The sequence below is a fragment of the Deinococcus aquaedulcis genome, from assembly GCF_019693445.1.
Classification (GTDB): Bacteria; Deinococcota; Deinococci; order Deinococcales; family Deinococcaceae; genus Deinococcus; species Deinococcus aquaedulcis.
Map to the genome: position 1 here is coordinate 37,770 of NZ_JAHRBL010000009.1, position 13,098 is coordinate 50,867.

Genomic DNA, 13,098 nt, shown 5'->3' on the forward strand with positions numbered 1-13,098 from the left:
CCTGCCTTGAAGCTGGTGGTGGGCCTGGGCAACCCAGGCGCCGGGTACGCCCAGACCCGGCACAACGTGGGCTGGCTGGTGGTGGATGAACTGGCCCGCCGCGCTGGGGCGACATGGCGCAAAGAGGGCAAGGACGCCGAGGTGGCCGAGGTCCGGCTGGGCCCGGCCCCCGGTGAAAAGGTGCTGCTGGTCAAGCCACAGACCTTCATGAACGCCTCGGGCAAGGCGGTGGTGCCGCTGCTGTCCTTTTACAAGCTGGACCCCGCCGCGCTGCTGGTGGTGCAAGACGACCTCGACAGCCCCTTTGGCCTGCTGAAATTTCGCATGGGCGGGCGCCACGGCGGCCAGAACGGGGTGCGCGACATCATCCGCCTGCTGGGCCACGACGCCTTTCCCCGCCTGAAAATCGGCATCAACCGTCCGCCCAGCGGCTGGGCGGTGAGCGACTGGGTGCTCAGCAAATGGCAGGCCGAGGAAGCGCCGACCGTGGCCGAACTGGTGCGCCTGGGCGCGGGTGCGGTGGAGGTGTGGGCCGTGGCTGGGCTGTCCGAAGCACAGGGACAGTTCAACGGCACCGACCTGCGCCCGAAGCCGCCTGCCCCCCCAGCAGCGGTCCCGGAGCCGACAGGGGGGGCGCATACTGAGGGCCGTGCCGAAAACCAAGAAGAAGGCTGAACTGCCCGCCCCCCAGGCCACCACGCCGGAGTTGCGGCTGGACCTCCTGATGGCCCTGTCCGACCTGCCCGGCGTGCCTGGGCAGGAAGACGCCGTGCGCGACTTCGTCTTGCAGGAATTGCAGGGCCTCGCCGACGAGGTGCGGGTGGACGCCCTGGGCAACGTGATTGCCCGCCGCGCCGCTCGCAAGAGTCAGAAAGGCGAGCGCCAAGAGCGCGTGATGATCGCCGCCCACATGGACGAGATTGGCTTTCTGGTGCGCTTTATTGACGCCCAGGGCTACCTGCGCGTGCAGGCGCTGGGCGGCTTTGATCCCCGCAACCTGTTCGCCCGCAACGTCACGGTGCACACCCGGGGCGGGCCCCTGAGCGGCATCCTGACCCCCGGTGGCAAGCCCGTGCACATCGCCGGCCCCGAGGAGCGCAAGAGAATCCCCGAGGTCCGCGAGTTCTTCATTGATCTGGGCCTGGGCGCCGAGGACGTCAAGGCCCAGGTGCGGGTGGGCGACATGGTCACCCTGGACCAGACCGCCCGCCGCGTGGGCAATCTGGTGTGCGGCAAGGCGATGGACGACCGCGCCAGCGTGTTCCTGCTGCTTGAAACCCTGCGCGCGCTGAAAGACACCGCGCCGAAACACGAGGTCATTGCGGTGTTCAGCACTCAGGAAGAGGTGGGCCTGCGCGGCGCCGTGACAGCGGCCTACGGCGTGCAGCCCACTGTGGGCATCGGTCTGGACGTGACCCTGGCCGTGGACACCCCTGGCGCCGCCCCCGAAGACGCCGTGACCCGCCTGGGCGAGGGCATTGGCATCAAGGTCTTTGACTCCACCATGATCTCGCACCGCGCCCTGGTGGACCAGTTCTGGGATCTGGCGCAGAAGGGCGGCATTCCCGCCCAGCTGGAAGTGCTGCCCCTGGGCGGCACCGACGGCGCGGCCATTCAGCGCAGCAGAGGGGGCGTGCCCAGCGTGACCCTCAGCCTGCCCACGCGGTATATCCACACGGTGGTGGAAGCCGTGCAGGTGGACGACCTGCGCGCTGGCCTGAACCTGCTGCTGGCCTACCTGCGTTAAGGCCGCGACAGTACGCTAAGGCATGGCAAAGGGCAAACGGGGTGGCTGGCTGGGCTGGGTGCTGGGGGCAGCGGCGCTGGGTGGTCTCTGGTGGCTGGCCCGGCCCGGTGAGGAGGGGCGCGTCTTTGCTGGACTGGACTATGAACAGGAGAATGAGGAGGTCTGTGCTGCTGGGCCGGGCCGCCTGATCTTCAGCGGCGAGCCCAGCCTGGACGGGGTGGGCACCCTGATAGGCATCATGTCGAAGAATGCAGACCGCGCCCAGGCCACGCTCTCCCCCTGGCGGAGCGTGACCCTCTTCGACAACATCCTGGCCCACGAAGCCGACTGGACCCGTGAAGGCCAGCAGTACGCGGTGCGCGTGGTGGGCCCAACCCCGCTGGATGACGACGCCACGATCTGTTTATTTGGCCTGGACTGAGCCTCGCTGTCACACCGGCTGCTCTACGGGCCCCAAAGCTCAAGCTTCCCGCAAATGGCCCTCCCTGGCAACAGGCGGGGCCAGCGCGCGTAATAGGCGCATGGAACTGCTCTCGGGGCTGCTCTCCTCGCTGGGCCTGTCGGGGGCGGCGGGCCTGAACGCCTATATTCCGCTGCTGCTGGTGGGCCTGCTGGACCGCTTTGGGGTCCTGAATCTGAATGCGCCTTACGACCTGCTCTCGAACCCCTGGGTGCTGCTGGGCATTGGGGTGCTGGGCGCCCTGGACTTCGTGGGGGACAAGATTCCCGGCGTGGACCACGCGCTGCACCTGCTGGGCGGCGTGGTGAACACGGCGGCGGGCGCCATTCTGTTCGCCGCCCAGACCGGCGTGGCCGACATTCCCCCGGCCCTCAGCCTCGCGCTGGGCGTGCTGGTGGCAGGTGGGGTCCACGCCACCCGCACGGCCGCGCGCCCTGTGGCCACCGCCACCACGGCTGGCCTGGGCAATCCGGTGGTCAGTGGCCTGGAGGACGCCACCAGCCTGCTCATGAGTGTGCTGGCCGTGTTCGTGCCCCTGCTGGCGGTGCTGCTGCTGGCCGCGCTGGTGGTGGTGGCCTACCGCTTCTGGACCCGCTGGCGAACACGCCGCCTGATCTGAACCAGCCAAGGCGAGAAAGGGGAGGGGAGAGGTCCAGAGGGCCTCTCCTTTCGTGTGGGCTGTGGAGGCACCAGCGCGCACAGCTAGGGGTACCCATCGGCCTTTTCTTCCCCCATTCCTGCAATCCGTCTCAGAAATCTTGCACAAATGTCCAGACTAATCCTGACACCTTGCGCAAATCTTTCTAAGCTGGCGGTATGCAGGGATGCGAACACTGCAAATTGGCATGGAAAAAGGAGACGCCATGAAATTGGTCACGGCAGTCGTGCGCCCAGAACGGGTGCAGCAGGTCAAAGAGGCGCTGTTTCAGGCGGGCATCAGCGGGATCACGCTCTCGCGGGTCAGCGGCCACGGCGGCGAACAGGAAATCGTGGAGCACTACCGGGGCACCCGCGTGATGGTGGAATTCCGCGACAAGGTGGAAATCCGCATGGCCCTCAGCGAGCCCTTCGTGCAGGTGGCCATTGACGCGATCTGCAAGGGCGCGCGCACCGGCGAGGTGGGCGACGGAAAAATCTTCGTGCAGCCGCTGGAGCAGGTCTACCGCATCCGCACCGGCGAGCGGGACAACGCCGCCCTGACCCCCGTCACCGAAACCAAGCTCACGCCCGTTTAAAGGGCATTAGGAGGACATGCCATGCTCAAGACCCTCTTGCCCCTGACCGTACTGCTGGGCGGCGCAGCCCTAGCCCAGACCGAGGCCCCCAAGCTGGACAGCGGCGACACTGCCTGGATGCTGGTGGCCTCGGCCCTGGTGCTGCTGATGACCCCCGGTCTGGCCTTTTTCTACGGCGGCCTCAGCCGCACCCAGAGCGTGCTGAACACCATGATGATGAGCATGGTGTCCATTGGCCTCGTCGCCGTGCTGTGGCTGCTGGTCGGCTACTCGCTGGCGTTTGGCGAAGGCGGCAACGCCCTGGTGGGCTCGCTGGTGCACGTGGGCCTGGATGGTCTGGCGGGCGGCCTCACAGGCACCATTCCCACCTACGTCTTTGCGGCCTTTCAGGCCATGTTCGCCATCATCGCTGTGGCGCTGATCAGCGGGGCCGTCATTGAGCGCATGCGCTTTGGCGCCTTTGTGCTGTTCGGGGCGCTGTGGAGCCTGCTGATTTACGCACCGCTGGCCCACTGGGTCTGGAGCGCCGACGGCTGGCTGTTCAAGCTGGGCGCGCTGGATTTCGCGGGCGGCACCGTGATTCACATTGCGGCTGGGGTGAGTGGCCTGGTGGCCGCCGCCGTGCTGGGGGCCCGCCTGGGCTTCCCCCGCACCGCCCACGTGCCGCACAACGTGCCTTTCGTGCTGCTGGGCGCGGGCCTGCTGTGGTTCGGCTGGATGGGCTTTAACGCCGGCTCGGCGCTGGCCGCCAACCAGACGGCCGCCCTGGCCTTCATCACCACCCTGATCGCCCCCGCCGCCGCCATGCTGACCTGGCTGGGTCTGGAAAGCGTGCGCACTGGCAAGCCCACCGCTGTAGGCGCCGCCACCGGCTTGGTGGTGGGTCTGGTCGCCATCACCCCCGCCTGCGCCTTTGTCAGCCCCGCCGCCTCGGTGCTGGTGGGCGCGCTGGGTGCGGCTGCCAGCTTCGCCGCCGTGCAGTTCAAGACCCGCCTGAAGGCCGACGACGCCCTGGACGTCTTTGCCTGCCACGGCGTGGCCGGCATCGTGGGGGCGCTGCTCACCGGGGCCCTGGCCTGGACCACGGGCAGCGGCAAGCCTGTGGGCGAGCAACTGGTCATTCAACTGGTCGGCGTGGTGGCGGCGGTGGCCTACACCGGCCTGGGTTCCTACGTGCTGCTGCGGGTCGTGGGGCTGTTCATGCCGCTGCGGGTGCCGGTCAGCCAGGAAGTCGCTGGCATGGACGTCAGCGCCCACAGCGAGCAGGGCTACGCCGACAACGAAACTGGCCTGGGCGCCCCCGTCTTCGTGGGCGGCGACTGAGGAGGGGCGGGCGGGGGGCAGGCTCACACCAGTCGCGCCCTCCGCCTGCTGCCCGTCGAGGGGCCGAGCTGTCCAGAAGTCGAGCCACCCCTCTCACCCGTCCCCACCCTCTCGACCCCCCGGCACCTTGACCCCTTGGCGGCTCACGCCACTCGCTCCCCGCGTACCGCCCCCCGCACCCCCCTTTCCCTCTGCCCCCCCACGTCCGCTGGCGCCCCGACCGCATCCCCGGGGCGCCAGCCCTGCGTGTTGTGTGCCCTGTTGCTGTGAAAAACCCTCAGGGACGCTTGACCTGTCGGGGGGCTTCGGGGGCTGTGTTACGATGGGCCCCGAGTCTGACACATCGCTTAACAGGGTCGGGCCACCGAAAAACTCACCGCACCCCCGCCACACCCCATGACGTTCATGGGGCGCTTGACCGGGGTGCTTGAGTCACGAAGGGAAAGGAGGAGTGAGTTTTGGACGTCTCAAGTCGAGTCTTAAGTGAGCTGGCGAGCCGCGAGGCCGCGCTGGACGCGCAGGTTGAAGCGGCCCGCGTGCAGGCGCAGCAGACCGTGGCCGCTGCCGAGGCGCAGGCGGCGAGCATCCTCCGGGACGCGGAAGCTCAGGTGAAGGCCATGCAGGCCGAGCACGAGCAGGCGCTGGCCGGTGAAGTGCAGCAGATCCGCGAGCAGGCGGCCGCTTCGGCGGCAGAGCAGGCCCAGGGCACCCGCGCGCGCGCCGAGGCCAAGCTGGGTCAGGCCGTGGACACCATCATGAGGGCGGTGCTTCCGTGATCATCCCCATGCAGCAGGTCGTGATCGCCACCCGCAAGCGCGGCAGTGAAGCGGTCATTGCGGCGCTGCAGGACGCTGGGGTGCTGCACCTCAAGCCCATCACGGGCGGCCCTCTGAGCACCGGCAACCTCGTGGGTGCCGATGCCCAGAGCCGCCGCGAAGACGAGCGCCTGCTGGCGCGCGTGGAAAGCACCATCGCCGAACTGGGCAGCTACCGCCCCGCGCCCGCGCCCCTGCCCGCCGAAGGGCAGTGGGCCGAGCTGATTGAGGCGGCCGCCCAGCCGGTGGCCACGCTGGCCCGCGCCCGCCAGGAACTGCAGGCCGACCTGGACGCCGAAGCGGCCTACGGCGACGCTGTGCGCGCCCTGGCCCGGCTCTCGGGCGGGCTGGACCGCAGCCGCCGACTGGCGACCCTGCCCTTCGTGCTGCAGCCCACCGACAACCTCGCGGAGCTGGACGCGGCCCTGCAAACCGAGCTGAGTGACCGCTACGCTCTGGCCACCGAAACCGTGGGCCAGAACCGCGTGGGTTTGGTGGCCGTGCGCCGCAGCGAACGCGATCAGGCCCGCGCGGCCCTGTCGCGCGTTCGCCTGGGCGAACTGCGCCTGCCCGGCCGCTTTGACGGCATGGGCCTCAGCGACGCCGCCGCCGAGATGGAGCGCATCGCCCGCACCGGCACCGCCCGCCTGGGCGAGCTGACGGCCGAGCGTGACCAGCTGGCCCAGGCCCACGCCCCGGTGCTGTTCGCCCTGCGCGACGCCCTGAAAGACCGCGTGGCCATTCACGACGTGCGCGCCGTATCGGCCCGGGGTAAGTACAGCCTCGCGCTGCAAGGTTACGTCCCCGCCGACCGTCTGGGTGCCCTGGAACGGGCTCTGGCCCCTTTCGGCACGGGCGTGAGCTACGAAGTTCACCCTGTCGATGAGCACCACGACGACCTCGTGCCGGTGGAGCTGAAGAACAACAGCTACGTCAAGCCCTTCCAGACCGTGATGGGCCTGATGACCCCGCCCAAGTACGGCACCTTCGACCCCACCTGGGTCGTGGCGCTGTTCTTCCCGCTGTTTTTCGGGATCATCATGGCGGACATCGGCTACGGGCTGCTGTTCCTGGCCTTTGGCATGTGGCTGCTGGGCAAGGCCAAGCGCAATGAAGGCTGGGACCTGAGCTTCTTCGGCGCCTACGTGCCGCCCGCCACCCTGCGCGACCTGGGCTACGTGACCAACGTCATGGCCGCCTGGACCATCCTGTGGGGCTTCCTGACCGGCGAGTTCTTCGGCACGCTGCTGGAGCACCTGCACTTCTTCTACATCAACCCGGGCCTGCTGGACCGCCTGTGGGGCTGGACTGGCCTGACCTTCCCGGTGGACCCCTACAAGGCCGAGCACGGGTACTACAAGGGCTTCATTCCCATCGTGTTCCCGCGCCTGGAAACCGGCTACTTCAGCAATGTGGCGCTGATCTTCGCGCTGCTCTTCGGCATCCTGCAGGTGCTGTGGGGCTGGGGCATCCGCATTCAGCAGGGCCTCAAGCACAAAGACCCCCTGCACACCTGGGAAGGCATCGCCCTGTTCGGCGGCGTGTTCGGCCTGATCATGATGGCCTTCGCCACCCGTGCGGGCAAGGACTTCGGCGCCTTTACCAACTTCTCTGATCCCCGCGTGCTGCTGATGTACCTGGGCTTTGCCGCCTTTGTGATCGGCTGGCTGCGCGTGATCAAGCACTTCCCCCTGCTGCCCATTGAACTGCTGTCGCAGGGCGGGGCCGTGGTGAGCTACGCCCGTATCTTCGCCGTGGGTCTGGTGTCGGCCATTCTGGCCAAGCTGTGCACCGACCTGGGCTGGAGCCTGGCCGAGAACATCGGGTTCCTGGGCATCATCATCGGCATCGTGCTGGGTCTGGTGCTGCACTTCCTGGTGCTGGCGCTGACCCTGATTGGCCACGTGCTGCAGCCGCTGCGTTTGCACATGGTCGAGTTCCTGAACCCCACCGGCTTCAACGCCGATTCCAGCCCCCGTTACAACCCCCTTCGTCGCCTCAGCCCCGCGCAGGGGCAGGTCAAATAAATACAGGAGTGTTCACCATGACCAAGTACAACAAGATCGTCCTCGCGTCCCTCGCCTTCGCCCTGATCAGCACCGGTTACGCCCAGGAAGGCACCAACGCCGCCACCGACGAGCTGTACCGTGGTCTGCGCGCCGTGGGTGCCGGTCTGGCCCTGGGCCTGGGCGCCATCGGCACCGGTATCGCCCAGGCGCGCATCGGCTCCAGCCTCGTGGGCGCCGTGGCCGAGGACCCCAGCAAGGCCGGTAGCCTGCTGCTGTACTTCCTGCTGCCCGAAACCCTGGTGATCTTCGGCTTCCTGGCGCTGTTCATCCTGAACTGATATGGCCCTCGACAAGCTTCTCGAAAACGAGACCCAGCAGGAGATCGAGCAGATCCGCGCCCAGGCCCAGGCCCGCGCCGGGGAGATCGTGGCGCAGGCCCAGGAACGCGCCCGCACCCTGATCGAGTCGCGCACCCGCCAGATGGAAGGTGCCCGGCAGGCCGAACTGGTGCGCGCCCGCAGCGCCGCCGACCTGGACAGCAACGCCCAGCGCCTCTCGGCGTCGGACTCGCTGCAGGCCCAGGCGTTCGCCACCTCGGAAGGCTACCTGCAGGGCGCGGCGCAGTCGCCCGAGTACCCCATGATCGTGGTGCGCCTGCTGGAAGAGGCCCTGGGCGTGCTGCCCGACGCCCGCGTGGTGGAAACCGCCTCGGCTGAGATGGGCGCCGTGCACCAGGCCCTCTCGCAGCTGGGCCGCCAGCTGGAGGTGCGCGCCAACGAGCAGGTGAAAACCGGCGTTCGTCTGGTGGGTGCCGACGGCAAGTCCAGCGTGCAGAACACGCTGCTGGGCCGCCTGGAGCGCGTGCGCGGCGAACTGGCCCCCCAGATCAGCCGCCTGCTCGCGGAATAAGGTTCCCCATGCCCGACGACTACGCTTACATCAACACGCGCGTCCGCGTTATGCGGACCAAACTGCTCGACGGACGCTCGCTTGACTCGGCGCTCGCGGCGGGCAGTTACCAGGAGTTCCTGCGGGTCCTGACCGAAACGGACCTCGCCGCGAACCTGCGCGAAACCACCACCGAGACCGCCGGACTGGCCGAACTGGATCAGGCCCTGAGCCGCAACCTGTTCGACACCACCCGCAAGGTGCTGGGCTTTGCCGACGGCGACGCCAAGCGCGAGATTCAGGCCCTGCTGATGAAGTGGGATCTGGTCAACCTCAAGACGGTGGCGCGCGGCATTGCCGCCGGGCGCGGCGCCGACGCGATTCTGGGCAGCCTGATTCCCGGCGGCACCCTGAAGCCCAGCGCGCTGCAAACCGCCGCCCAGAGCACCGACCTGCAGAGCGCGGCCGCCGCGATTGCCCTCAGCGGGCACCCGCTGGCCGCCGCCCTGCGCGCGGGGGCGACGGCCTACCAGGCCAGCGGTCGCCTGCTGGACCTGGAAGTGGCGCTGGACCAGGGCTACTATCGCCACGCTCTGAACGTGGCGCGCAACACCAGTCTGCGCCGTTACCTGAGCCGCGAAATCGACATCACCAACGCCCTGATTGCGCGCGCCAGCGCGGGCCAGCCCATGAACCCGGCGCTGTTCGTGCCGGGCGGCAAGCTGGACGCGGGCGGCTATGCCCGGCTTGCGGGCGGCGACGCCAGCGGCCTGAGCGACGTGGCGGCCATTCTGGAAGCCCCCAGCCTGGAAGATGCCGAGGTGGCGGCCCGCCGCGCCCTGGACACCGCCACCCGCAACATTGCGGCCGGCGACCCTGAGGGCGTGGGCCTGATCCTGGACTTCCTGCGGCGCAAGGAAATCGAGATTGCCAAGCTCCGTCTGATCGGGCGCGGCAAGTTCTATGACCTGAGCCCCGAGCAGATTCGCAAGGAGGTGCAGGCATGACCGGCACCACGCAGCGCGTGGCGGTGCTTAGCGACGCCGAAACGGCCACCGGTTACCGCCTTGCGGGCGCCGAGGTCGTGGAAGCCACGCCCGAGACCGCCGTGGCGGCCCTGGAGCGGCTGATCGTGGAGGGGCAGTACGGTCTGGTGGCCGTGGACACGGGACTGATTCCCGATCCGCAGACCGCCACGGCGCGCGTGATGCGCGGCCGCGACCTGCCGATCCTGCTGCCCATTCCCAGCCTCAAAGACGCTTTCAACCCGAACACGGTGGACGCCAAGGCCTACATGGGCAAACTGGTGCGCGACACGATTGGGTTCGATATCAAACTGTAAAAAGAGGTCAAAGGGCCTAAGCGTCAACAGATCTCAGGGCGGAAACACAAACACAATCCGTTTCTTTCCCTAGACTCTTAGACCCCTCGACCCTTAGACACTCTCCGAAGGAGACTGAAATGACGCAACAGCAAAAGGGCGTCGTGCAGAGCATCGCCGGGCCGGCCGTGATTGCGGACGGTATGTACGGTGCCAAAATGTACGACATCGTGCGCGTGGGCAAGGAGCGCCTCGTGGGCGAGATTATTCGCCTCGACGGCAACACCGCCTTCGTGCAGGTGTACGAAGACACCAGCGGCCTGACCGTGGGTGAGCCTGTGGAAACCACCGGTCTGCCCCTCAGCGTGGAGCTGGGGCCGGGGATGCTCAACGGCATCTACGACGGCATTCAGCGCCCGCTTGACAAGATCCGCGAAGCCTCGGGCGACTTTATCGCGCGCGGCATCGAAGTGAGCAGCCTCAACCGCACCCAGAAGTGGGCCTTCACGCCCAGCGTGCAGGCCGGCGACACCGTCCAGGGCGGCACCATCCTGGGCACCGTGCCCGAGTTCTCCTTTACGCACAAGATCCTGACGCCCCCCGACAAGGCGGGCAAGCTGCGCATGGTCGTGCCGGCCGGTGAGTACACCATCGACGACACCATTGCGGAACTGGAAGACGGTACCCCGCTGCGCCTGGCCCACTACTGGCCCGTGCGCGCGCCCCGTCCCGTGACCAAGAAGCTGGACCCCAGCCTGCCGTTCCTCACCGGGATGCGCATTCTGGACGTGCTGTTCCCCCTGGTCATGGGTGGCGCCGCCGCGATCCCGGGCCCCTTCGGTTCGGGCAAGACCGTGACCCAGCAGTCGGTGGCCAAGTACGGCAACGCCGACATCGTGGTGTACGTGGGCTGCGGCGAGCGCGGCAACGAGATGACCGACGTGCTGGTGGAGTTCCCGGAACTGGAAGACCCCAAGACCGGCGGGCCCCTCATGCACCGCACGATCCTGATCGCCAACACCTCCAATATGCCCGTGGCCGCCCGTGAAGCGAGCGTGTACACCGGCATCACGCTGGCCGAGTACTTCCGCGACCAAGGCTACTCGGTGTCCCTGATGGCCGACTCCACCAGCCGCTGGGCCGAGGCGCTGCGCGAAATCTCCTCGCGTCTGGAAGAAATGCCCGCCGAAGAAGGCTACCCGCCCTACCTGGGCGCCAAGCTGGCGGCCTTCTACGAGCGCGCCGGGGCCGTCAAGACTCTGGCCGGTGAAGACGGCGCGGTGTCCGTGATCGGCGCCGTGAGCCCCGCCGGCGGCGACATGTCCGAGCCCGTGACCCAGGCCACCCTGCGTATTACCGGCGCCTTCTGGCGTCTGGACGCTGGTCTGGCGCGCCGCCGCCACTTCCCCGCGATCAACTGGAACGGCTCCTACAGCCTGTTCACGCCGATCCTGGACAAGTGGTACCGCGAGAACGTGGGCCAGGACTTCCCCGAGCTGCGTCAGCGCATCGGCAACCTGCTGCAGCAGGAAGCCAGCTTGCAGGAAGTGGTGCAGCTCGTCGGTCCCGACGCGCTGCAGGACAACGAGCGTCTGATCATCGAGACGGGCCGCATGCTGCGCCAAGACTTCCTGCAGCAGAACGGCTTTGACCCGGTGGACGCCTCGGCCTCCATGCCCAAGAACTACGGCCTGATGAAGATGTTCCTGAAGTTCTACGACGAGGCCGACGCCGCCCTGAAGAGTGGCGCGACCATCGACGAGATCATCCAGAACCCTGTCATCGAGAAGCTGGCCCGCGCCCGCTACACCCCGGAAAGCGAGTTCATCGCCTACGGTGAAGGCGTGATGGACGAGCTGCACACCACCTTCAAGGGAGTGAAAGCGTGACCCTTCTCCAGAAGGAATACAACGACGTCGCGTACATCTCCGGTCCGCTGCTGTTCGTGAACGCGGCTTCGGACCTCGCGTACGGCGCCATCGTGAACATCAAGGACGCCTCCGGGCGTACGCGCGGCGGTCAGGTCATCTCGGTGACCGACCAGAACGCCGTGATTCAGGTGTTCGAAGAAACCCGTGGTCTAGACCTCGCCACCGCCAGCGTGAGCCTCGTGGAAGACGTGGCCCGCCTGGGTGTGAGCAAGGAAATGATCGGCCGCCGCTTCGACGGCCTGGGCCGCCCCATTGACGGCCTGCCCGCCGTGGTGGCCGAGCAGCGCCTGTCGATCAACGGTCAGGCCATGAACCCCGCCGCGCGCGCCAAGCCCGAGGAGTTCATTCAGACCGGGATCTCCACCATTGACGTGCAGACCAGCCTGATCCGTGGCCAGAAGCTGCCGATCTTCTCCGGCTCGGGTCTGCCGCACAACGAACTGGCGGCCCAGATCGCCCGTCAGGCCAAGGTGCCCGGCCACGAAGGCGACTTCGCCGTGGTGTTTGCGGCGATGGGTCTGACCCAGCGCGAAGTCAGCTTCTTCACGCAGGAGTTCGAGCGCACGGGCGCGCTGGCCCGCTCGGTGCTGTTCCTGAACAAGGCCGACGACCCCGCCGTGGAGCGTCTGCTGACCCCCCGCATGGCCCTGACCACCGCCGAGTACCTGGCCTTCGAGCACGGCTACCACGTGCTGGTGATCCTGACCGACCTGACGAACTACTGCGAGGCGCTGCGTGAAATCGGCGGCGCGCGTGAAGAGATCCCTGGTCGCCGTGGCTTCCCCGGCTACATGTACACCGACCTTGCGTCGCTGTACGAGCGCGCCGGTGTGGTGGACGGCAAGCCCGGTTCGGTCACCCAGGTGCCGATCCTGTCGATGCCCGACGACGACATCACCCACCCCATCCCCGACCTGACCGGGTACATCACCGAAGGCCAGATCGTGGTGGACCGCACCCTGAACTCCAAGGGTGTGTTCCCCCCGATCAACCCGCTGCCTTCCTTGAGCCGCCTGCAGGGCAACGGCATCGGCAAGGGCAAGACCCGCGCCGACCACAAGAACATCTCGGACCAGCTGTTCGCCGCCTACGCCAACGGCCTGGACCTGCGCAAGCTGGTGGCCATCACCGGTGAAGACGCGCTGACCGAGACCGACAAGCTGTACCTGCGCTTTGCCGATGACTTCGAGCAGTACTTCATTGGCCAGGGCGACCAGGACCGCAGCATCGAAGACAGCCTGACCGTGGCCTGGGGGATTCTCTCCAAGCTGCCCCAGAGCCAGCTGACCCGTATCTCCAAGGACGCCATCGACAAGTACTACGGCACCAAGATGGACGAGATGTGGAAGGGTAACCGCATGTAAGACAG

The 13,098-nt window shown here is 67.5% G+C and carries 14 protein-coding genes; all 14 read left to right on the forward strand.

Annotation, left to right across the window (positions count from 1 at the left end; all coding sequences use genetic code 11):
* Positions 1-6 precede the first annotated feature (6 nt).
* The 14 genes from pth (at position 7) to KMW22_RS11800 (ending at position 13,093) form a co-directional block, all read left to right on the forward strand.
* A complete protein-coding gene (gene pth, locus KMW22_RS11735; protein WP_221090236.1) occupies positions 7-675 on the forward strand; it encodes an aminoacyl-tRNA hydrolase in 669 nt (222 codons plus the stop codon).
* Positions 650-1,747 (forward strand): M42 family metallopeptidase, encoded by a 1,098-nt coding sequence (locus KMW22_RS11740; RefSeq protein WP_328774680.1) that lies wholly within the window; start codon positions 650-652, stop codon positions 1,745-1,747. Before pth ends, KMW22_RS11740 begins: the two co-directional genes overlap by 26 nt.
* A 22-nt stretch (positions 1,748-1,769) precedes the next feature.
* Positions 1,770-2,168, forward strand: coding sequence for a hypothetical protein (locus KMW22_RS11745; protein ID WP_221090237.1), 399 nt, complete (start codon positions 1,770-1,772; stop codon positions 2,166-2,168).
* A 100-nt stretch (positions 2,169-2,268) separates the two neighbouring features.
* Positions 2,269-2,826: a DUF4126 domain-containing protein gene (locus KMW22_RS11750; protein ID WP_221090238.1), complete on the forward strand. Its 558-nt coding sequence runs from the start codon at positions 2,269-2,271 to the stop codon at positions 2,824-2,826.
* A gap of 244 nt (positions 2,827-3,070) precedes the next feature.
* On the forward strand, positions 3,071-3,442 hold the full coding sequence (locus KMW22_RS11755) for a P-II family nitrogen regulator (protein ID WP_221090239.1): 372 nt from the start codon (positions 3,071-3,073) through the stop codon (positions 3,440-3,442).
* A 21-nt stretch (positions 3,443-3,463) separates the two neighbouring features.
* On the forward strand, positions 3,464-4,765 hold the full coding sequence (locus tag KMW22_RS11760; RefSeq protein ID WP_221090240.1) for an ammonium transporter: 1,302 nt from the start codon (positions 3,464-3,466) through the stop codon (positions 4,763-4,765).
* A 458-nt stretch (positions 4,766-5,223) separates the two neighbouring features.
* Complete coding sequence (locus KMW22_RS11765; RefSeq protein ID WP_221090241.1) at positions 5,224-5,541, forward strand: V-type ATPase subunit subunit G family protein; 318 nt, start codon at positions 5,224-5,226, stop codon at positions 5,539-5,541.
* Positions 5,538-7,607 (forward strand): V-type ATP synthase subunit I, encoded by a 2,070-nt coding sequence (locus KMW22_RS11770; RefSeq protein WP_221090242.1) that lies wholly within the window; start codon positions 5,538-5,540, stop codon positions 7,605-7,607. The genes KMW22_RS11765 and KMW22_RS11770 overlap by 4 nt, the downstream gene beginning before the upstream one ends.
* Positions 7,608-7,624: 17 nt before the next feature.
* Positions 7,625-7,927 (forward strand): V-type ATP synthase subunit K, encoded by a 303-nt coding sequence (locus KMW22_RS11775; protein ID WP_221090243.1) that lies wholly within the window; start codon positions 7,625-7,627, stop codon positions 7,925-7,927.
* 1 nt (position 7,928) lies between these two features.
* The gene (locus tag KMW22_RS11780) at positions 7,929-8,498 is read left to right on the forward strand and encodes a V-type ATP synthase subunit E (protein WP_221090244.1); all 570 of its coding nucleotides are present in this window, start codon (positions 7,929-7,931) and stop codon (positions 8,496-8,498) included.
* 8 nt (positions 8,499-8,506) lie between these two features.
* Positions 8,507-9,484: a V0D/AC39 family V-type ATPase subunit gene (locus tag KMW22_RS11785; RefSeq protein ID WP_221090245.1), complete on the forward strand. Its 978-nt coding sequence runs from the start codon at positions 8,507-8,509 to the stop codon at positions 9,482-9,484.
* The gene (locus tag KMW22_RS11790; RefSeq protein ID WP_107137196.1) at positions 9,481-9,819 is read left to right on the forward strand and encodes a V-type ATP synthase subunit F; all 339 of its coding nucleotides are present in this window, start codon (positions 9,481-9,483) and stop codon (positions 9,817-9,819) included. The genes KMW22_RS11785 and KMW22_RS11790 overlap by 4 nt, the downstream gene beginning before the upstream one ends.
* Before the next feature lie 119 nt (positions 9,820-9,938).
* Entirely contained in the window at positions 9,939-11,687 is a 1,749-nt protein-coding gene (locus KMW22_RS11795) for a V-type ATP synthase subunit A (RefSeq protein ID WP_221090246.1), read from the forward strand.
* Positions 11,684-13,093 (forward strand): V-type ATP synthase subunit B, encoded by a 1,410-nt coding sequence (locus KMW22_RS11800; protein ID WP_221090247.1) that lies wholly within the window; start codon positions 11,684-11,686, stop codon positions 13,091-13,093. The genes KMW22_RS11795 and KMW22_RS11800 overlap by 4 nt, the downstream gene beginning before the upstream one ends.
* Positions 13,094-13,098: the final 5 nt, after the last annotated feature.

What these genes read in the sequence shown, in the direction of transcription:
- KMW22_RS11745 (WP_221090237.1), top strand. Translation starts at nt 1,770, where the DNA reads ATGGCAAAGGGCAAACGGGGTGGCTGGCTGGGCTGGGTGCTGGGGGCA.
- KMW22_RS11750 (WP_221090238.1), top strand. Translation starts at nt 2,269, where the DNA reads ATGGAACTGCTCTCGGGGCTGCTCTCCTCGCTGGGCCTGTCGGGGGCG.
- KMW22_RS11755 (WP_221090239.1), top strand. Translation starts at nt 3,071, where the DNA reads ATGAAATTGGTCACGGCAGTCGTGCGCCCAGAACGGGTGCAGCAGGTC.
- KMW22_RS11760 (WP_221090240.1), top strand. Translation starts at nt 3,464, where the DNA reads ATGCTCAAGACCCTCTTGCCCCTGACCGTACTGCTGGGCGGCGCAGCC.
- KMW22_RS11775 (WP_221090243.1), top strand. Translation starts at nt 7,625, where the DNA reads ATGACCAAGTACAACAAGATCGTCCTCGCGTCCCTCGCCTTCGCCCTG.
- KMW22_RS11780 (WP_221090244.1), top strand. Translation starts at nt 7,929, where the DNA reads ATGGCCCTCGACAAGCTTCTCGAAAACGAGACCCAGCAGGAGATCGAG.
- KMW22_RS11785 (WP_221090245.1), top strand. Translation starts at nt 8,507, where the DNA reads ATGCCCGACGACTACGCTTACATCAACACGCGCGTCCGCGTTATGCGG.
- KMW22_RS11790 (WP_107137196.1), top strand. Translation starts at nt 9,481, where the DNA reads ATGACCGGCACCACGCAGCGCGTGGCGGTGCTTAGCGACGCCGAAACG.
- KMW22_RS11795 (WP_221090246.1), top strand. Translation starts at nt 9,939, where the DNA reads ATGACGCAACAGCAAAAGGGCGTCGTGCAGAGCATCGCCGGGCCGGCC.